Below are 19,016 nucleotides of genomic sequence, written 5' to 3'. Positions count from 1 at the left end.
CGACCGATGCCGTCAAAACCGCACGCCAACAGGAAGCATTATTAGACGCGCTGTGGCAGACCCTGACGAAAAACGGCAGGATGTTGCTGGCTACCTGCTCGGTCTTTGTCGAAGAAAACGACGGTCAATTGCAAAAATTCCTTAACCGCCATGCCGATGCCGAGTTGATCGAATCGCATGTGCTTTTACCGAACAAACATCAAGATGGCTTTTATTACGCGCTTATTAAAAAGCAGTAAAACGCTGATTGTACCGCTCTTGCTCGCCGTGTCGCTGAACGCGGCGGGCGAGGGCATCAGTGCGACCCGTGCCGAGGCAAAGCTGACCCATGCCGGACAGCTTTCCGTCAGCAGCCGTTTCCGCACCGACCTGCCCGATCAGCTCAAAGAAGCACTCAAACAGGGCGTCCCCCTGCATTTCAATTTAAGTTGGCAGCTGTCGGCGCCGTCCGTGGCGTCTTATAAATTCAAGTTCGACCAACTGCTCAACAACGACAGCACGATTCAATATAAATTATCCTTCCATCCGCTGACCAACCGCTATCGCGTTACCGTCGGTACGTTTTCTACCGAGTACGACACGCTTGAGACTGCCTTGCGCGCAGTGGGCGCGGTCGCAAATTGGAAGGTTTTGTCCAAAGGCGCGCTGAGTGATGTGGCCGCCAAAGACACGAAGGCTGAAATCCGCCTGCTGCTGACAACCGCCAAGCTGCCCAAACCGTTCCAAATCAATGCCCTGACTTCTAAAAATTGGCATTTGGATTCGGGTTGGAAATCCTTGTCGGTCATGCAGGAGTAAACCATGCGCCGCTTTCTCCTGATTGCCGCTGTATTCGCCGTAGTTTTGTTGTACGGTCTGACTGTTGCAACGGGCAGCAGCAACGTATTGTCCGATTATTTCTGGTGGATTGTTGCCTTGTGCGGCTTGCTGTTGCTGGTGTTGGCGGCGGTGTTGGTGCGCTATGTCGTGCTTTTGATGCGTGACAACAGCAAAAGCGTGTTCGGTTCGCAGATTGCGCGTCGGCTGTCAGGGATGTTTACTTTGGTTGCCGTATTGCCGGGCGTGTTTTTGTTCGGTATTTCCGCCCAGTTTATTAACGGTACGATTAATTCTTGGTTTGGCAACGATACCCATGAGGCATTGGAGCGCAGCTTAAACTTGAGTAAATCCGCGCTGAACTTGGCGGTGGACAACGCTGTCAGCAACGCTACGCCGGTGCAAATCGACTTAATCAGCGCCGCTTCGCTGGACGGCGACTTGGGGCAGACGCTGACCCAATCCGCGCCTACTTCCGAATTTGCCCAGCTGGCGCTTTACAACGCGACCACCCATAAAGCCGAGAAAAGCATCAATCCCCTGAAACTAAATCAACCTGAGCTTAACAAAGAAGGATGGGAGCAGCTGGAACAGACCGGCTCGGTACGTAGTTTGGAAAACATCGGCGGCGTGCTGTATGCTCAAGGCTGGATGCTGATCGGTACGCATAAAAATCAGGATTATGCATTGTTTTTCCGCCAGCCGATTCCGAAAGATGTTGCCCAAGATGCGACGTTGATTGAAGCGGCCCGCGCCAAATACGCCGAGCTGAGTTATACCAAAAAAGGCCTGCAAACCTTTTTCCTGTCCACGCTGTTGGTCGCGACATTGTTGGCCATCTTTTTGGCGCTGGTGATGGCTTTGTATTTTGCCCGCCGTTTTGTGGCACCGGTGTTGTCGTTGGCAGAGGGCGCGCGGGCGGTGGCTCAGGGCGACTTCAGCCAGACCCGGCCGGTATTCCGCAATGACGAGTTCGGCCGTTTGACCCAATTGTTCAACCACATGACCGAGCAATTGGCGATTGCCAAAGAGGCGGACGAGCGCAACCGTTTGCGCGAAGAAGCCGCCCGCCATTATTTGGAATGCGTGTTGGAAAGTTTGACCACAGGCGTGATTACTTTGGATGCCGACGGCCGTCTGAAAACCTTTAACAAGGCCGCCGAACAGATTTTGGGCGTTTCGCTGGTGTCTTTGTGGGGCAGCAACTGGCATCAATGGCACGGCAAATCGCCGCAGCAAACCCTGTTGGCCGATGTGTTTGCCGCCATCCATGAAACCGCCGACAGCGACAAACCCGTCCAAGTCGAATATGCCGCGCCCGACGATGCCCGAATCTTGTTGGGCAAAGCCACCATCCTGCCGGAAGACAACGATAACGGCGTGGTGATGGTGATTGACGACATTACCATCTTGATACGCGCGCAAAAAGAGGCCGCATGGGGCGAAGTGGCGAAACGTTTGGCACACGAAATCCGCAATCCGCTTACGCCCATCCAGCTTTCCGCCGAGAGATTGGCATGGAAATTGCATGATAAACTTGACGAGCAAGATGCCCAAATCCTCAGCCGTTCAACCGATACCATCGTCAAGCAGGTTGCCGCGCTGAAAGAAATGGTCGAAGCGTTCCGCAATTATGCGCGTGCGCCGTCGCTGAATTTAGAAAAACAAGATTTAAACGGTTTGGTGTCGGAAGTATTGGTATTATATGAGGCCGGCGCGTGCAAATTTAATGCACGGCTCAGCGCTGACACCTTGCCGATTGCCGCCGATACGACGGCCATGCGCCAAGTGTTGCATAACCTATTTAAGAATGCCGCAGAAGCGGCGGAGTCGGACGAAGCGCCGCAAGTAAACATCGAAACAGGACGCGAAGGTGGACAGGTTTTCCTGACCGTCTGCAACAATGGCAAAAGTTTCAGCAAAGAAATGCTGCACAATGCTTTTGAGCCGTACGTTACCGACAAACCGACAGGAACGGGGCTGGGTTTGCCCGTTGTGAAAAAAATTATCGAGGAGCATGGCGGCCGCATCAGCCTGAGCAATCAGAACAGTGGCGGCGCGTGCGTCAAAATAGCTTTACCGAAAATGGCAGAAACTTATGCGAAGCAGTGATATTTTGATTGTAGATGATGAAGTAGGCATCCGCGACCTGCTCTCCGAAATCCTTCAAGACGAAGGCTATACCGTTACTTTGGCCGAAAATGCCGAAGAAGCGCGCCAATTGCGTTATCAAACGCGTCCGGCCATGGTGTTGCTGGACATTTGGATGCCCGATTGCGACGGCATCACTTTGTTGAAAGAATGGGCGAAAAACGGCCAACTCAATATGCCTGTGGTCATGATGAGCGGCCATGCCAGCATTGACACTGCGGTTGAAGCCACCAAAATCGGCGCGCTCGATTTTCTGGAAAAACCGATTGCCCTGCAAAAACTCTTGTCCGCAGTAGAACGCGCCTTGAAACATGGCGAAGTTCAGACGGCCTCCGGCATGACTTTGGACAAACTGGGCAACAGCCCCGTCATTCAAGAAATGAACGGCAGCATTGAAGCGGCCGCCAAACACAACCGCCCGCTGCTGTTGGCCGGTGAGGCAGGCTCGCCGTTTGAGATTGTCGCCCGCTATCTGCACAAAAGCGGTACGCCTTGGGTGGCAACCGAACGTGTCGAACACATTGTCGATACGCCGATGGAGCTGTTGCAAAAAGCATCGGGCGGTATTTTGTATGTCGGCGATATTGCCCGTTACAGCAAAAACATCCAAAACGGCATTGCTTTCTTGCTGGAGAAAGCCGACCGCTACAATGTCCGTGTGATTGCTTCATGCGGCTTTAAGCGCGGCGAGAGCGCCGATGACGTCGTTGCCGGCCGACTGGCGGAGCTGTTGAAAGAGCGCATCAATATTCCTTCTTTGCGCAGCCAGCCGGACGATATCGTCTTTTTAATCAACCGCATCATGACCGATTTGGCCGAAAGTCAAAAAATCCAGCCGGTAAAATTCAGTGATAGCGCGTTGGTGGTTTTGCGCCAATACGATTGGCCGGGCAATTACGACCAGCTTGCCGAAACGGTGAAAAACATCATGTTGGAATCGGACGGCAAAGAAGTGGACGAGCAGGCCGTTGCCGTGGCTTTGGGTCAGAAGGAAAACGCGACGGCGACAGAAATCATCGGCGGCTTCAATTTCAATATGCCTTTGCGCGAATTGAGGGAAGAAGTCGAGCGCCGCTACTTTGAGTACCACATCGCCCAAGAAGGCCAAAATATGAGTCGCGTGGCGCAAAAGGTCGGTTTGGAGCGTACGCACCTTTACCGCAAGCTCAAACAACTCGGTATCAGCGTATCGCGTCGCAGCGCCGACAAATCCGAAGAATAAGCGCAATATCGGTTCAAACACAAAAGAGGCCGTCTGAAAGCCATCAGGTTTTTCAGACGGCATCGTCATTTGACGGTTTGCTTGGATAAGCAATATTTGATAAAAAATAATGATATGGCCCGGCATTGTTGTTTTACATTTTGGTCTGACAAAAGTTTTATACCAATAAAATTTTCAGACGGCCTTAATTTGCTTCAGGCCGTCTGAAAACCATTACAAAAAGGGAACAGATTGATGACGGAAAACGAGCGTTTTGCTTGGTTGCAACTGGCATTTACGCCCTATATCGGCGCAGAAAGTTTTTTGGTACTGTTGCAGCAATTCGGTAGCGCACAAGCTGCCTTGAATGCGCCGGCAGACAAAATTGCCGCCCTGGTACGCCATAAACAGGCGGCCGAGTCATGGCGCAATGCGGACAAACGGGCTTTGGCGCAGCAGTCTGCCGAAGCCGCTTTACAATGGGAAATGCAGGACGGTTGCCGTTTGTTGCTGCTGCAAGATGATGATTTCCCTGAAATGCTAACACAAGGCATTACCGCGCCGCCGGTTTTGTTTTTACGCGGCAATGCAGAGTTGTTGCACACGCCTTCTGCCGCGATTGTCGGCAGCCGCCATGCCACGCCGCAGGCCATGCGGATTGCCAAAGATTTCGGCAGGGCGTTGAGTGAAAAAGGCATTCCTGTCGTATCGGGTATGGCTTCAGGTATCGATACTGCCGCCCATCAGGGCGCATTGCAGGCAGATGGCGGTACCATCGCCGTCTGGGGAACCGGTATAGACCGCATTTACCCGCCATCCAATAAAAACCTTGCTTATGAAATTGCTGAAAAAGGATTGATTGTCAGCGAGTTTCCTTTGGACACGCGCCCGTTTGCAGGCAATTTTCCTCGCCGCAACCGTTTGATTGCCGCGTTGTCACAGCTGACATTGGTGGTTGAGGCGGCATTGGAATCCGGCTCATTGATTACTGCCAAGCTGGCGGCGGAGATGGGGCGCGAAGTGATGGCGGTGCCTGGTTCGATAGACAATCCGCACAGCAAAGGCTGCCACAAGCTGATTAAAGACGGAGCAAAATTGGTGGAATGTCTGGACGATATTCTCCATGAGTGTCCGCAGCTATTGCAAAATACGCCTGTTCCATCATATTCTATAAATAAGACGGTAAAACCCAAAAACGACCAAATCAAACGTCTGCAACCCAAAGCAATAGCGGATGAACCGCAAAGGCCGTCTGAAAACCTATCTGCCGCCCCATCGACAAGCGCTTTATTGGAAGCAATGGGTTACGACCCAATACACCCCGATATTTTGGCGCAACAAACCAATACGGCAGCGGCAGACGTGTACGCACAGCTTTTGGAATACGAACTCGACGGTATCGTTGCTGCTTTGCCGGGCGGCCGTTACCAGCGCATCAAAGCATAAATTATCTATATTTAAGGAACCAGCATGACCGAAGTCATTGCCTATTTAATCGAACACTTCCAAGATTTCGACAACTGTCCGCCTCCGGAAGATTTGGGTCGCCTGCTGGAAGATGCAGGTTTTGACGCTACGGAAATCGGCAATACATTGATGATGATGGAAGTCTTGTTCAATACGTCCGAATTCTATGCCGAGCCGTTTAACAGCGATTCCCTGCGCGTATTCTGCCGTGAGGAAGCTGAAAACCTGCCGCAGGAAGTCATGGGCTTGATGCAGTATCTGGTTGCCGAGCACGCAATTACTTACGAGCAGCGCGAAATCGTCATTCACGCCCTGATGCACATTCCATCGGACGAAATCACCCTCGATACCGCCAAAGTGTTGGTATTGCTGGTGTTGTGGATGCACAAGAGCGAGTTGCCCGTCCTGATAGGCGACGACTTGATGAGTGCGTTGACCGGACAAAACGTGATGCACTAAACCTTTTTTCAGACGGCCTCAATCATAAAGGCCGTCTGAAACATAAACCCAATACATCCAAAAGAGAACAACAATGGCGAAAAACCTATTAATCGTCGAATCTCCGTCCAAAGCCAAAACCCTGAAGAAATATCTGGGCGGTGATTTTGAAATCTTAGCGTCTTACGGTCATGTCCGCGACTTGGTACCCAAAAGCGGAGCAGTCGATCCCGACAACGGCTTTGCCATGAAGTACCAGCTGATCAGCCGAAACAGCAAACACGTCGATGCCATCGTCGCCGGTGCCAAAGAAGCCGAAAACATCTACCTCGCAACCGACCCGGATAGGGAAGGCGAAGCCATTTCCTGGCATCTTTTGGAAATCCTCAAATCCAAACGCGGCCTGAAAAACATCAAACCGCAGCGTGTCGTGTTCCATGAAATCACCAAAAACGCCGTGCTTGATGCCGTCGCCCATCCGCGCGAAATCGAAATGGACTTGGTCGATGCGCAACAAGCCCGCCGCGCTTTGGACTATTTGGTCGGTTTCAACCTCTCGCCGTTGTTGTGGAAAAAGATCCGCCGCGGTTTGAGCGCAGGCCGTGTACAAAGTCCTGCCCTGCGCCTGATTTGTGAGCGCGAAAACGAAATCCGTGCGTTTGAAGCGCAGGAATATTGGACGGTACATCTCGACAGCCACAAAGGCCGCAGCAAATTCACCGCCAAACTCGCCCAATACAACGGCGCGAAACTCGAACAATTCGACCTGCCGAACGAAGCCGCTCAAGCCGACGTGTTGAAAGAACTCGAAGGCAAAGAGGCCGTCGTTACCGCCATCGAAAAGAAAAAGCGCAGCCGCAACCCTGCCGCACCGTTCACTACATCTACCATGCAGCAAGATGCCGTGCGCAAACTCGGCTTCACCACCGACCGCACTATGCGTACCGCCCAGCAGCTTTACGAAGGTATAGACGTAGGGCAGGGCGCCATCGGTCTGATTACCTATATGCGTACCGACAGCGTGAATTTGGCTGATGAAGCGTTAACCGAAATCCGTCATTACATCGAAAACAAAATCGGCAAAGAATATCTGCCAAGCTCGGCCAAGCAGTACAAAACCAAATCCAAAAACGCCCAAGAAGCCCACGAAGCGATCCGTCCGACTTCCGTATACCGCACGCCCGAAAGCGTCAAACCCTTCCTGAGCGCAGACCAGTTCAAACTCTATCAAATGATTTGGCAGCGCACCGTCGCCTGTCAGATGACGCCCGCCAAATTCGACCAAACCACCGTCGATATTACCGTCGGCAAAGGCGTATTCCGCGTAACCGGACAAGTGCAAACCTTCGCAGGCTTCTTGAGCGTTTATGAAGAAAGCAGCGACGACGAAGAAGGCGAAGACAGCAAAAAACTGCCCGAAATGAGCGAAGGTGATAAACTGCCTGTGGACAAACTTTACGGCGAACAACACTTTACCACTCCGCCGCCGCGCTATAACGAAGCCACACTGGTTAAAGCCCTCGAAGAATACGGCATTGGCCGCCCCTCCACCTACGCCAGCATTATTTCCACGCTCAAAGACCGTGAATACGTTACCCTTGAGCAAAAACGCTTCATGCCCACCGACACAGGCGACATCGTCAATAAATTCCTGACCGAACACTTCGCCCAATATGTCGATTACCACTTCACCGCCAAACTCGAAGACCAGCTTGACGAAATTGCCAACGGCAAACGCCAATGGATTCCCGTGATGGATAAATTCTGGAAGCCGTTTATCAAGCAAGTGGAAGAAAAAGAGGGTATCGAACGCGCCAAATTTACCACGCAGGAACTCGACGAAACCTGCCCCAAATGCGGCGAACACAAACTGCAAATCAAATTCGGCAAAATGGGCCGCTTCGTTGCGTGTGCCGGTTATCCCGAGTGCAGCTACACGCGCAATGTCAACGAAACCGCCGAAGAAGCTGCTGAACGTATTGCCAAAGCCGAGGCTGAACAAGCCGAACTTGACGGACGCGAATGCCCTAAATGCGGCGGTCGCCTAGTGTACAAATACAGCCGTACCGGCAGCAAATTCATCGGCTGCGCCAACTACCCCAAATGCAAACACGTCGAGCCGCTGGAAAAACCGAAAGATACCGGCGTCCAATGCCCGCAATGTAAAAAAGGTAACCTCGTCGAGCGCAAATCCCGCTACGGCAAACTGTTTTACAGTTGCAGTACCTATCCCGACTGCAACTACGCCACATGGAACCCACCCGTCGCCGAAGAGTGTCCGAACTGCCATTGGCCGGTTTTAACCATCAAAACCACCAAACGCTGGGGCGTGGAAAAAGTCTGCCCGCAAAAAGAATGCGGCTGGAAAGAACAGATAGAACCGCCTGCACCGAAAGAATGATGAAGTAGGTTGGTTTAAAGAGAAAAGGTCGTCTGAAAAAATTTCAGACGACCTTTGCTTTTCTGTGATTATTTTATTTGAATCCGCATGTCGTTTTAAAGTCCGATAAAATACGGTTCATTTCTGGTTCAAATAAGGCTATGTAATCGTAAGATAGACCGCGGCTGGCACTAGGGTGGGGCAGGCAGACGACTTCGCAATTTTCAAACGATTGGAATCTGATTTTGAAACGTGTACCGCTAAAATCTTTTTGTACTACTCGTAGCGGTTGAGTTTGTTTTCCGACAAGCTGCTCGAAGCGCGGCAATACATTTGCGCGATTAAGATAATTTGTCAGGTTGCTTCCCATGAAGAGAATCAATTTAGGACGTAGTTTCTCAATGTGGTAGAGAAAATTATCGACGTGTTCGGGCTGGAGAAATTTGTTTGGATTGTCGATTTTGTTGCCCTGAGTAGCTGCCCAGTTGGTTTGAACCAGGGATTTTTCAAATGCACCGCCCAATCCATTTTCGTCTAAGGGGTGTCCCCACATTTCAAACCAATTTTTTATTGTATTGTCGTAACGCCACTTTTTTGCCTGCTCACCATAATAGAGGGATTTATTTGCAAATGTATGGTCGATTTTGTTTTCAGGGAGTTTGTATTCACCTGCTACATAAGCAGCCTCATCGGCTTTACTCCAACCCCACTCATACCCACAAATCATTAAACCATGTTTGTCGTTGTAACCTTGGAATATACTGTTACTGAGATTCAGGTCTGACATGATAATAACCTTATATAAACATTTCACAGAGAAATACTCATTATAAATAAGTAAATGTAATTTATCTAGTTTAAGTTTAAAACGCACTTCACGGTGAAACATAGTTCAGTATTTCATGTCGTCAAATTCAAACTGAAAAGGTCGTCTGAAAAATTTTCAGACGACCTTTTGTCTCTAAAAGCAGAGATCGAAATACGGTTTGATAGCAGTTTCACTATATAATTGAGGCCGTCTGAAAACTTGGCATCTTTTAAAAAATTATGGCAAATAACAAACATTCCAAACACACCAATCAAGTACGCATCATTGGCGGGCAATGTAGGGGACGAAAGTTAACTTTTCTGTCCGCAGATGGTTTGCGTCCGACACCTGACAGCGTGCGTGAAAAACTGTTTAACTGGTTAGGTCAGGATTTAACCGGCAAAACAGTATTGGATTTATTCAGCGGTAGTGGTGCTTTGGGAATGGAGGCTGCTTCTCGTCATGCGGCAAAAGTGGTAATGGTCGATAACCACCGCCAAACCGTGCAAACACTTCAGAAAAATGTTCGTGAATTAGGCTTGAGGCAGGTGGAAATCGTGTGTTCAGACGGCATGGCTTATTTGACAAGGCCGTCTGAAAAATTTGATGTCGTGTTTCTTGATCCGCCTTTTGCATGGGAAGATTGGCAAAATCTGTTTATCCGATTGCAAAGCCACTTGAAAAATGGGGCAATGGTCTATATTGAAGCAGGGAATCTGCCTGAAAAACCGGATTGGCTGGAAATTTATCGGGAAGGAAAGGCGGGAATGAGCAAGTTTGAATTGTTGCTCTATTCGCAAGTTGCTGAATAGTATGGAATTTGAGAATCATTCCCAAGGTGTAAAACATTCTTTCAAACAGATTGTTCCGACATCATTTGTGCTATAATCCGCGCCCAATCGGTTTTGATAATTTAAGAAAAAAGGAAATAGAAATGTCGCTCTTTATTACAGATGAGTGCATTAACTGCGATGTGTGCGAACCGGAATGCCCTAATGATGCCATTTCGCAAGGTGAAGAAATTTACGAAATCAATCCAAATTTGTGTACGCAATGTGTAGGTCATTACGATGAGCCGCAGTGTCAACAGGTATGTCCTGTCGACTGTATCTTGATCGATGAAGAACATCCTGAGACGCACGAAGAACTGATGGCCAAGTACGAAAAAATCATTCAGTTTAAGTAAATAATGTTTAAAAGCAAAAACTTGGATATTTTTAAAGAAATAAGTGAAAAAAAATCTTGACGGAAATCTGAGTTGCAAATAAACTAGCGTTCTCTTTTGGAGGGATTCCCGAGCGGTCAAAGGGGGCAGACTGTAAATCTGTTGCGTGAGCTTCGAAGGTTCGAATCCTTCTCCCTCCACCAAAAATTCTTACTTGGAGCAAATAGTGAGTATGCGGGTGTAGCTCAATGGTAGAGCAGAAGCCTTCCAAGCTTACGGTGAGGGTTCGATTCCCTTCACCCGCTCCAAACAATTTCGCCCATGTAGCTCAGGGGTAGAGCACTCCCTTGGTAAGGGAGAGGTCGGCAGTTCAAATCTGCCCATGGGCACCATCTCATTATTACCCTTTCTTTCAAAAGCTTAGATTATAGGATATTGCCATGGCTAAGGAAAAATTTGAACGTAGCAAACCGCACGTAAACGTTGGTACTATCGGTCACGTTGACCATGGTAAAACCACTCTGACTGCTGCATTGACTACTATTTTGGCTAAAAAATTCGGTGGCGCTGCAAAAGCTTACGACCAAATCGATAACGCTCCTGAAGAAAAAGCCCGCGGTATTACCATTAATACCTCTCACGTAGAATACGAAACCGAAACCCGCCACTACGCACACGTAGACTGCCCGGGTCACGCCGACTACGTTAAAAACATGATTACCGGTGCTGCCCAAATGGACGGCGCTATCTTGGTATGTTCCGCAGCCGACGGTCCTATGCCGCAAACTCGCGAACACATTCTGTTGGCTCGTCAAGTAGGCGTACCTTACATCATCGTGTTCATGAATAAATGCGACATGGTTGACGATGCCGAGCTGTTGGAACTGGTTGAAATGGAAATCCGTGACCTGCTGTCAAGCTACGACTTCCCAGGCGACGATTGCCCAATCGTACAAGGTTCTGCATTGAAAGCTTTGGAAGGTGATGCTGCTTACGAAGAAAAAATCTTCGAACTGGCTGCTGCTTTGGACAGCTACATCCCAACACCTGAGCGTGCTGTGGACAAACCTTTCTTGTTGCCTATCGAAGACGTATTCTCTATCTCTGGCCGTGGTACAGTAGTAACCGGTCGTGTAGAGCGCGGTATCATCCACGTTGGTGACGAGATCGAAATCGTAGGTCTGAAAGAAACCCAAAAAACCACTTGTACCGGTGTTGAAATGTTCCGCAAACTGCTGGACGAAGGTCAAGCAGGTGACAACGTAGGCGTATTGCTGCGTGGTACTAAACGTGAAGACGTAGAGCGTGGTCAAGTATTGGCCAAACCGGGTACCATCACTCCTCACACCAAGTTCAAAGCAGAAGTATACGTACTGAGCAAAGAAGAGGGTGGCCGTCACACTCCATTCTTCGCTAACTACCGTCCACAATTCTACTTCCGTACTACCGACGTAACTGGTGCAGTTACTTTGGAAGAAGGCGTAGAAATGGTAATGCCGGGTGAGAACGTAACCATTACTGTAGAACTGATTGCACCTATCGCTATGGAAGAAGGTCTGCGCTTTGCGATTCGCGAAGGTGGCCGTACCGTAGGTGCAGGTGTGGTTTCTTCTATCATCGCTTAAGTTTAGAGGCCAATAGCTCAATTGGTAGAGTATCGGTCTCCAAAACCGAGGGTTGGGGGTTCGAGACCCTCTTGGCCTGCCAAATAAAAAATTAACCGGCCTTGTGCCGGTTAATTTTTTTGTACTTAAGTTTTAAGATTATCTAGAATTAATTATATGGATCAATGCTGCTATCTAAAATGGATGGTGGGTGGGGCATTGATAAGTGAGTAAAGATGACAGAACATTCGTCTGGTCACAAAGAAGGCCATCAGAAAAAGGAAGTGGTGGTAAGTAGTAAGCCAGCTCCTGAAAAGAAAGAAGGTCTGTTTGCATATTTTAAGAGCTCTTGGACCGAGTTCAAGAAGGTGGTTTGGCCGAGTCGGGATGAAGCGGTCAAAATGACTGTATTTGTAATTATCTTTGTTGCGATTTTGGCAGCCTTCATTTATGTGGCAGATACAATTATTTCATGGTTGTTTTTTGATGTTTTATTAAATAGGAAAGGGTAAAGATGTCAAAGCGTTGGTATGTGGTGCAGGCCTATTCCGGTTTTGAAAAAAATGTCCAAAAAACATTGAAAGAGCGTATTGCTCGTGAAAACATGGAAGATTATTTCGGTCAGATTCTTGTGCCCGTCGAGGAAGTAGTAGATATCAAGAATGGTCGAAAAACCATCAGTGAGCGTAAATTCTATCCAGGCTATGTATTGGTCGAAATGGAAATGACTGATGACTCGTGGCATTTGGTTAAGAGCACTCCTCGAGTAAATGGTTTTGTAGGCGGTAGTGGAAATCGCCCGATCCCAATTTCTCAAAAAGATGCGGATGCTATTTTGCAACAAGCTAAGACAGGTGTTGAGAAGCCAAAACCAAAAGTTGAGTTTGAAGTTGGTCAGCAAGTTCGAGTAAACGAAGGCCCATTTGCTGATTTTAACGGTATTGTTGATGAAGTTAATTACGAACGTAATAGACTGCGTGTTTCAGTTCAGATTTTTGGTCGCGAAACACCGGTGGAATTAGAGTTCGGTCAGGTTGAAAAGATTTAAGTGTTTTAATTCGCTTGAAAAATTTTTTTTAAGCGGATATAATCGCGAATTCTGTTTGGGAAGCGGAATGGTTCCGCGTTATACCCGTTTTTAGGAGTCCTTTAAGTGGCAAAGAAAATTATCGGCTACATTAAACTGCAAATTCCTGCAGGTAAAGCCAATCCATCTCCCCCAGTTGGTCCAGCTTTGGGTCAACGTGGTTTGAACATCATGGAATTCTGTAAAGCATTTAATGCTGCAACCCAAGGTATGGAACCTGGTTTGCCAATTCCAGTCGTGATTACTGCATTTGCAGACAAATCATTCACATTTGTGATGAAAACTCCACCAGCTTCTATCTTGTTGAAAAAAGCTGCTGGTCTGCAAAAAGGTAGTTCTAATCCTCTGACCAATAAAGTGGGTAAATTGACCCGTGCTCAGTTGGAAGAAATTGCTAAAACTAAAGAGCCTGATTTGACTGCTGCTGACTTGGATGCGGCTGTCCGTACTATCGCAGGTTCTGCTCGCTCAATGGGCTTGGACGTGGAGGGTGTTGTATAATGGCTAAAGTATCTAAACGCTTGAAAGCTCTTCGCTCTTCTGTTGAAGCTAACAAACTGTACGCAATCGACGAAGCAATTGCTTTGGTTAAAAAAGCTGCTACCGCTAAATTTGACGAGTCTGTTGACGTATCTTTCAACTTGGGCGTTGATCCTCGTAAATCTGACCAAGTTATCCGTGGTTCAGTCGTTCTGCCTAAAGGTACCGGTAAAACAACTCGCGTAGCTGTATTTACACAAGGTGTAAATGCAGAAGCTGCTAAAGAGGCCGGTGCAGATATCGTCGGCTTCGAAGATTTGGCTGCTGAAATCAAAGCAGGCAATCTGAACTTTGACGTTGTTATTGCTTCTCCTGATGCAATGCGTATCGTTGGTCAATTGGGTACTATCTTGGGCCCTCGTGGTCTGATGCCAAACCCTAAAGTAGGTACTGTTACTCCTAACGTTGCTGAAGCAGTTAAAAATGCAAAAGCAGGTCAAGTACAATACCGTACAGATAAAGCCGGTATCGTTCATGCAACTATCGGTCGTGCTTCTTTCGCTGAAGCTGACTTGAAAGAAAACTTCAATGCGTTGCTGGATGCTATCGTTAAAGCCAAACCTGCCGCTGCTAAAGGTCAGTACCTGAAAAAAGTTGCTGTATCCAGCACTATGGGTTTGGGTGTTCGCGTTGATACCGCAAGCGTGAACAACTAAGAAATTTTCAGGTGATCCGGCTTTCTGGATTGCCTGAATTTGGGCTACTTAAAATTAAGTAGATGTCCAAGACCGTAGGGATCGTGAGATTTAATCGTAACTGCCCTACGCAGACGGTAGTCCTGAAACACATTGCAAGATTGCTTGTAAGATGTCTTTTTAGGTTACCGCGCTGGTGGGATATCATTTCGGTATCCTGTTTATAAACAGTGGGAGGTAGACCTTGAGTCTCAATATTGAAACCAAGAAAGTGGCCGTAGAGGAAATTAGCGCAGCTATTGCTAACGCTCAAACTCTCGTAGTCGCTGAATATCGCGGTATCAGTGTTTCCAGCATGACTGAGCTTCGTGCGAATGCACGTAAAGAAGGCGTTTACTTGCGCGTTCTGAAAAATACTCTGGCTCGTCGCGCAGTAGAGGGTACTTCATTCGCAGGTTTGGCCGATCAAATGGTTGGTCCATTGGTTTACGCTGCTTCTGAAGATGCTGTTGCTGCTGCTAAAGTGCTGCACCAATTCGCGAAAAAAGATGACAAAATCATCGTTAAAGCCGGTTCTTACAATGGCGAAGTGATGAATCCTGCTCAGGTTGCTGAGTTGGCTTCTATTCCAAGCCGCGAAGAACTGTTGTCCAAACTGTTGTTCGTTATGCAAGCTCCTGTATCAGGCTTTGCACGTGGTTTGGCTGCTTTGGCAGAGAAAAAAGCCGGCGAAGAAGCCGCTTAATCGATTTTGTTTCATTTAATCAATTATTTTTTAATACAATATTTGGAGTAAAATAGCATGGCTATTACTAAAGAAGACATTTTGGAAGCCGTTGGTTCTTTGACCGTAATGGAATTGAACGACCTGGTTAAAGCTTTTGAAGAGAAATTTGGTGTTTCTGCTGCTGCTGTTGCAGTTGCAGGTCCTGCAGGTGCTGGTGCAGCTGCTGCTGAAGAAAAAACTGAATTTGACGTAGTATTGGCTTCTGCTGGTGATCAAAAAGTTGGCGTGATTAAAGTTGTCCGCGCTATCACTGGCTTGGGTCTGAAAGAAGCTAAAGACATCGTTGACGGTGCACCTAAAACTCTGAAAGAAGGTGTTTCTAAAGCTGAAGCTGAAGACATCCAAAAACAACTGGAAGAAGCCGGCGCTAAAGTCGAAATCAAATAATTTGATGCTTCCTGTGAAGGCTGGCAGTTTTCTGCCAGCCTTATTTTGCTTCTTAAAATAAGTATCAGGCATTGTTTACATTTATTTGCATAGTTTTTATAAAATCGTTGCAAATAAATGTAAATATTAAGTTAATGCATGTCGTTGTTTCAGACGGCCTATTATTTAAAATTGCTTTTCGGAGTGTATATGAGCTATTCGTTTACCGAGAAAAAACGTATCCGTAAGAGTTTTGCAAAGCGAGAGAATGTCTTGGATGTTCCTTTCCTGCTGGCAACCCAAATTGATTCTTATGCGAAATTTTTGCAGCTGGAAAACGCTTTTGACCAACGTACTGATGATGGTCTGCAAGCAGCATTCAATTCTATTTTCCCGATTGTGAGCCATAATGGTTATGCACGATTGGAGTTTGTGCATTACACATTGGGCGAACCTTTGTTCGATATTCCTGAATGTCAATTGCGCGGTATTACTTATGCGGCTCCATTGCGTGCACGTATCCGTTTGGTGATTTTGGATAAAGAAGCGTCTAAACCGACTGTAAAAGAAATTCGTGAAAACGAAGTATATATGGGCGAAATTCCGTTGATGACACCAAGTGGCTCTTTTGTCATCAATGGTACAGAGCGTGTAATTGTTTCCCAGTTGCACCGTTCTCCAGGTGTGTTCTTTGAGCATGACCGTGGTAAAACTCATTCCTCCGGTAAGCTGTTGTTCTCTGCTCGTATTATTCCTTACCGTGGTTCATGGTTGGATTTCGAATTTGATCCAAAAGATTTGTTGTATTTCCGTATCGACCGTCGCCGTAAAATGCCGGTTACAATTTTGTTGAAAGCTTTGGGCTACAACAATGAACAAATCTTGGATATTTTCTATGACAAAGAAACTTTCTATTTGTCTTCAAACGGTGTTCAAACAGATCTGGTTGCAAGCCGTCTGAAAGGCGAAACTGCCAAAGTTGATATCTTAGATAAAGAAGGCAATGTATTGGTTGCCAAAGGTAAACGTATTACTGCGAAAAATATCCGTGATATTACCAATGCAGGCTTGACTCGACTGGATGTGGAACCAGAAAGCCTGTTGGGTAAAGCATTGGCTACTGATCTGATTGATCCGGAAACTGGCGAAGTATTGGCTTCTGCTAACGATGAAATCACAGAAGAGCTGTTGGCCAAACTTGATATTAACGGCGTAAAAGAAATTACTACCCTGTATATCAATGAATTGGACCAAGGCGGTTATATTTCCAGCACTCTGCGTACAGATGAAACAGCCGACCAACAAGCTGCGCGTGTGGCAATTTACCGCATGATGCGTCCTGGCGAACCACCTACCGAAGAAGCTGTCGAGCAGCTCTTCAACCGTTTGTTCTTCAGTGAAGACAGCTATGACTTGTCTCGTGTAGGCCGTATGAAATTCAATACGCGCACATACGAGCAAAAATTGTCTGAAGCACAACAAAACTCTTGGTATGGCCGTCTGTTGAATGAGACTTTGGCCGGCGCAGCTGAAAAAGGCGGTTACGTTCTGAGCGTAGAAGACATTGTAGTTTCCATTGCCACATTGGTTGAATTGCGTAATGGTCATGGCGAAGTAGATGATATTGACCATTTGGGCAACCGTCGCGTTCGTTCCGTAGGCGAGTTGACAGAAAACCAATTCCGCAGTGGTTTGGCTCGTGTAGAACGTGCCGTTAAAGAACGTTTGAATCAAGCGGAATCTGAGAACTTGATGCCGCATGACCTGATTAATGCGAAACCTGTTTCTGCTGCGATTAAAGAATTCTTCGGTTCTAGCCAATTGAGCCAGTTTATGGATCAGACCAACCCATTGTCTGAAGTAACCCATAAACGCCGTGTATCTGCGTTGGGCCCGGGTGGTTTGACTCGCGAACGTGCAGGCTTTGAGGTGCGAGACGTACATCCGACCCACTATGGCCGTGTATGTCCTATTGAAACACCTGAAGGTCCGAACATTGGTTTGATCAACTCATTGTCCGTTTATGCGCGCACCAATGATTATGGCTTCTTGGAAACACCTTACCGTCGCGTTGTTAATGGTAAGGTAACTGAAGAAATCGATTACTTGTCTGCCATCGAAGAAGGTCGCTATGTGATTGCACAGGCGAATGCTGATTTGGACAAAGACGGCAATTTGATTGGCGATTTAGTTACTTGTCGTGAAAAAGGCGAAACCATTATGGCAACGCCTGACCGTGTACAATATATGGACGTGGCAACCGGTCAAGTGGTATCCGTAGCGGCATCCCTGATTCCGTTCTTGGAACACGATGATGCGAACCGTGCATTGATGGGTGCCAACATGCAACGTCAGGCCGTACCGTGCCTGTGTCCTGAAAAACCGATGGTTGGTACTGGTATTGAGCGTTCTGTTGCCGTTGACTCTGCTACTGCAATCGTTGCCCGGCGCGGCGGTGTGGTTGAGTATGTTGATGCCAACCGTGTTGTGATTCGTGTCCATGACGATGAGGCGACTGCCGGTGAAGTGGGTGTCGATATTTACAACCTGGTTAAATTTACCCGTTCCAACCAATCTACCAACATCAACCAACGTCCGGCTGTCAAAGCAGGCGATGTTTTGCAACGCGGTGATTTGATTGCTGACGGTGCATCCACCGATTTGGGTGAATTGGCTCTAGGTCAAAACATGACCATCGCCTTTATGCCGTGGAACGGTTACAACTACGAAGACTCGATTCTGATTTCTGAAAAAGTAGCTGCAGACGACCGCTATACTTCGATTCACATTGAGGAATTGAACGTTGTTGCCCGCGATACCAAGCTGGGTGCGGAAGACATTACCCGCGATATTCCGAACTTGTCCGAGCGTATGCAAAACCGTTTGGATGAATCCGGTATTGTTTACATCGGTGCGGAAGTAGAGGCCGGTGACGTCTTGGTGGGTAAAGTAACGCCTAAAGGCGAAACTCAACTGACTCCTGAAGAAAAACTGCTGCGTGCCATCTTCGGTGAAAAAGCGTCTGACGTAAAAGATACTTCATTGCGTATGCCTACCGGCATGAGCGGTACGGTTATCGACGTTCAAGTCTTTACCCGTGAAGGTATCCAACGCGACAAACGTGCTCAATCCATTATTGATTCTGAGCTGAAACGTTACCGTCAAGACTTGAGCGACCAGTTGCGTATTTTCGATAACGACGCATTTGACCGTATTGAGCGCATGATTGTCGGCCAAAAAGCTAATGGTGGCCCGATGAAGCTGGCTAAAGGCAGCGAAATTACTACCGAATATCTGGCAAGCCTGTCCAGTAAACATGATTGGTTTGACATCCGTTTGGCTGACGAAGATTTGGCCAAACAGTTGGAACTAATTAAATTGAGCCTGCAACAAAAACGCGAAGAAGCGGACGAGTTGTATGAGATTAAGAAGAAAAAACTGACTCAAGGCGACGAGCTGCAACCGGGCGTACAAAAAATGGTGAAAGTATTTATCGCCATCAAACGCCGTCTGCAAGCCGGTGACAAAATGGCGGGTCGCCACGGTAACAAAGGTGTGGTATCACGCATTC

The 19,016-nt window shown here is 47.7% G+C and carries 16 protein-coding genes, 4 tRNA genes and 3 pseudogenes; 22 read left to right on the top strand and 1 reads right to left on the bottom strand.

The genetic code is table 11. The annotated features are described in order from the left end of the window. From ACTHUT_RS06325 to topA, 8 genes and pseudogenes are all read left to right on the top strand, one after another. Nucleotides 1–239 (top strand): annotated as a pseudogene (locus ACTHUT_RS06325) (16S rRNA (cytosine(967)-C(5))-methyltransferase RsmB); the annotation flags it as partial. Continuing rightward, complete coding sequence (locus ACTHUT_RS06320) at nucleotides 205–798, top strand: DUF4390 domain-containing protein (RefSeq protein WP_440386602.1); 594 nt, start codon at nucleotides 205–207, stop codon at nucleotides 796–798. The pseudogene ACTHUT_RS06325 and the gene ACTHUT_RS06320, both read left to right, overlap by 35 nt. A gap of 3 nt (nucleotides 799–801) precedes the next feature. Next, nucleotides 802–2,928 (top strand): ATP-binding protein, encoded by a 2,127-nt coding sequence (locus ACTHUT_RS06315; RefSeq protein WP_440386601.1) that lies wholly within the window; start codon nucleotides 802–804, stop codon nucleotides 2,926–2,928. Further along, entirely contained in the window at nucleotides 2,915–4,189 is a 1,275-nt protein-coding gene (locus ACTHUT_RS06310) for a sigma-54-dependent transcriptional regulator (RefSeq protein ID WP_440386600.1), read from the top strand. The genes ACTHUT_RS06315 and ACTHUT_RS06310 overlap by 14 nt, the downstream gene beginning before the upstream one ends. A 234-nt stretch (nucleotides 4,190–4,423) precedes the next feature. After that, nucleotides 4,424–5,354: pseudogene (dprA, locus tag ACTHUT_RS06305) on the top strand (DNA-processing protein DprA); the annotation flags it as partial. 59 nt (nucleotides 5,355–5,413) lie between these two features. Further along, a pseudogene (locus ACTHUT_RS06300) lies at nucleotides 5,414–5,614 on the top strand (DNA-processing protein DprA); the annotation flags it as partial. 24 nt (nucleotides 5,615–5,638) lie between these two features. Then, entirely contained in the window at nucleotides 5,639–6,094 is a 456-nt protein-coding gene (locus tag ACTHUT_RS06295; RefSeq protein ID WP_003749244.1) for a DUF494 family protein, read from the top strand. Nucleotides 6,095–6,167: 73 nt separating this feature from the next. Then, the gene (gene topA / locus ACTHUT_RS06290) at nucleotides 6,168–8,474 is read left to right on the top strand and encodes a type I DNA topoisomerase (RefSeq protein ID WP_440386599.1); all 2,307 of its coding nucleotides are present in this window, start codon (nucleotides 6,168–6,170) and stop codon (nucleotides 8,472–8,474) included. 73 nt (nucleotides 8,475–8,547) lie between these two features. Here the strand turns inward: topA and ACTHUT_RS06285 are convergent, their stop codons facing one another. Next, nucleotides 8,548–9,243: a hypothetical protein gene (locus tag ACTHUT_RS06285; protein WP_440386610.1), complete on the bottom strand. Its 696-nt coding sequence runs from the start codon at nucleotides 9,241–9,243 to the stop codon at nucleotides 8,548–8,550. A 257-nt stretch (nucleotides 9,244–9,500) separates the two neighbouring features. Here ACTHUT_RS06285 and rsmD point away from each other — a divergent pair, with 257 nt between their 5' ends. From rsmD to rpoB, 14 genes are all read left to right on the top strand, one after another. Beyond that, complete coding sequence (gene rsmD, locus ACTHUT_RS06280) at nucleotides 9,501–10,073, top strand: 16S rRNA (guanine(966)-N(2))-methyltransferase RsmD (RefSeq protein ID WP_440386598.1); 573 nt, start codon at nucleotides 9,501–9,503, stop codon at nucleotides 10,071–10,073. A gap of 122 nt (nucleotides 10,074–10,195) precedes the next feature. Then, entirely contained in the window at nucleotides 10,196–10,447 is a 252-nt protein-coding gene (locus tag ACTHUT_RS06275; protein WP_003679513.1) for a YfhL family 4Fe-4S dicluster ferredoxin, read from the top strand. A 98-nt stretch (nucleotides 10,448–10,545) separates the two neighbouring features. Then, nucleotides 10,546–10,629, top strand: a tRNA-Tyr gene (locus ACTHUT_RS06270). A 31-nt stretch (nucleotides 10,630–10,660) separates the two neighbouring features. Continuing rightward, a tRNA-Gly gene (locus ACTHUT_RS06265) sits at nucleotides 10,661–10,734 on the top strand. A gap of 9 nt (nucleotides 10,735–10,743) precedes the next feature. Continuing rightward, nucleotides 10,744–10,818, top strand: a tRNA-Thr gene (locus ACTHUT_RS06260). Nucleotides 10,819–10,866: 48 nt separating this feature from the next. Next, on the top strand, nucleotides 10,867–12,051 hold the full coding sequence (gene tuf / locus ACTHUT_RS06255) for an elongation factor Tu (protein ID WP_003684779.1): 1,185 nt from the start codon (nucleotides 10,867–10,869) through the stop codon (nucleotides 12,049–12,051). A gap of 6 nt (nucleotides 12,052–12,057) precedes the next feature. Further along, nucleotides 12,058–12,133, top strand: a tRNA-Trp gene (locus ACTHUT_RS06250). Between the two features lie 133 nt (nucleotides 12,134–12,266). Then, nucleotides 12,267–12,542, top strand: a complete 276-nt coding sequence (secE, locus tag ACTHUT_RS06245) for a preprotein translocase subunit SecE (protein WP_003749256.1) — start codon at nucleotides 12,267–12,269, stop codon at nucleotides 12,540–12,542. Nucleotides 12,543–12,544: 2 nt separating this feature from the next. Further along, nucleotides 12,545–13,078, top strand: a complete 534-nt coding sequence (gene nusG, locus ACTHUT_RS06240; protein WP_003749258.1) for a transcription termination/antitermination protein NusG — start codon at nucleotides 12,545–12,547, stop codon at nucleotides 13,076–13,078. A 105-nt stretch (nucleotides 13,079–13,183) separates the two neighbouring features. Beyond that, entirely contained in the window at nucleotides 13,184–13,618 is a 435-nt protein-coding gene (gene rplK, locus ACTHUT_RS06235; RefSeq protein ID WP_002220151.1) for a 50S ribosomal protein L11, read from the top strand. Then, nucleotides 13,618–14,313 carry a 50S ribosomal protein L1 gene (rplA, locus tag ACTHUT_RS06230; protein ID WP_440386597.1) on the top strand — a complete coding sequence of 232 codons (696 nt, stop codon included), beginning with the start codon at nucleotides 13,618–13,620 and terminating at the stop codon, nucleotides 14,311–14,313. Before rplK ends, rplA begins: the two co-directional genes overlap by 1 nt. 223 nt (nucleotides 14,314–14,536) lie before the next feature. Further along, the gene (rplJ, locus tag ACTHUT_RS06225) at nucleotides 14,537–15,037 is read left to right on the top strand and encodes a 50S ribosomal protein L10 (RefSeq protein WP_003680699.1); all 501 of its coding nucleotides are present in this window, start codon (nucleotides 14,537–14,539) and stop codon (nucleotides 15,035–15,037) included. Between the two features lie 57 nt (nucleotides 15,038–15,094). After that, the gene (gene rplL, locus ACTHUT_RS06220) at nucleotides 15,095–15,466 is read left to right on the top strand and encodes a 50S ribosomal protein L7/L12 (protein ID WP_003677916.1); all 372 of its coding nucleotides are present in this window, start codon (nucleotides 15,095–15,097) and stop codon (nucleotides 15,464–15,466) included. Between the two features lie 189 nt (nucleotides 15,467–15,655). Continuing rightward, a partial coding sequence (gene rpoB, locus ACTHUT_RS06215; protein WP_440418704.1) for a DNA-directed RNA polymerase subunit beta occupies nucleotides 15,656–19,016 on the top strand: 3,361 nt, incomplete at its 3' end.

This window comes from Neisseria sp. P0022.S010 (assembly GCF_051956635.1).
The sequence above is the reverse complement of the archived record's forward strand: the minus strand, read 5'-3'. Positions and strand labels throughout refer to the sequence as shown.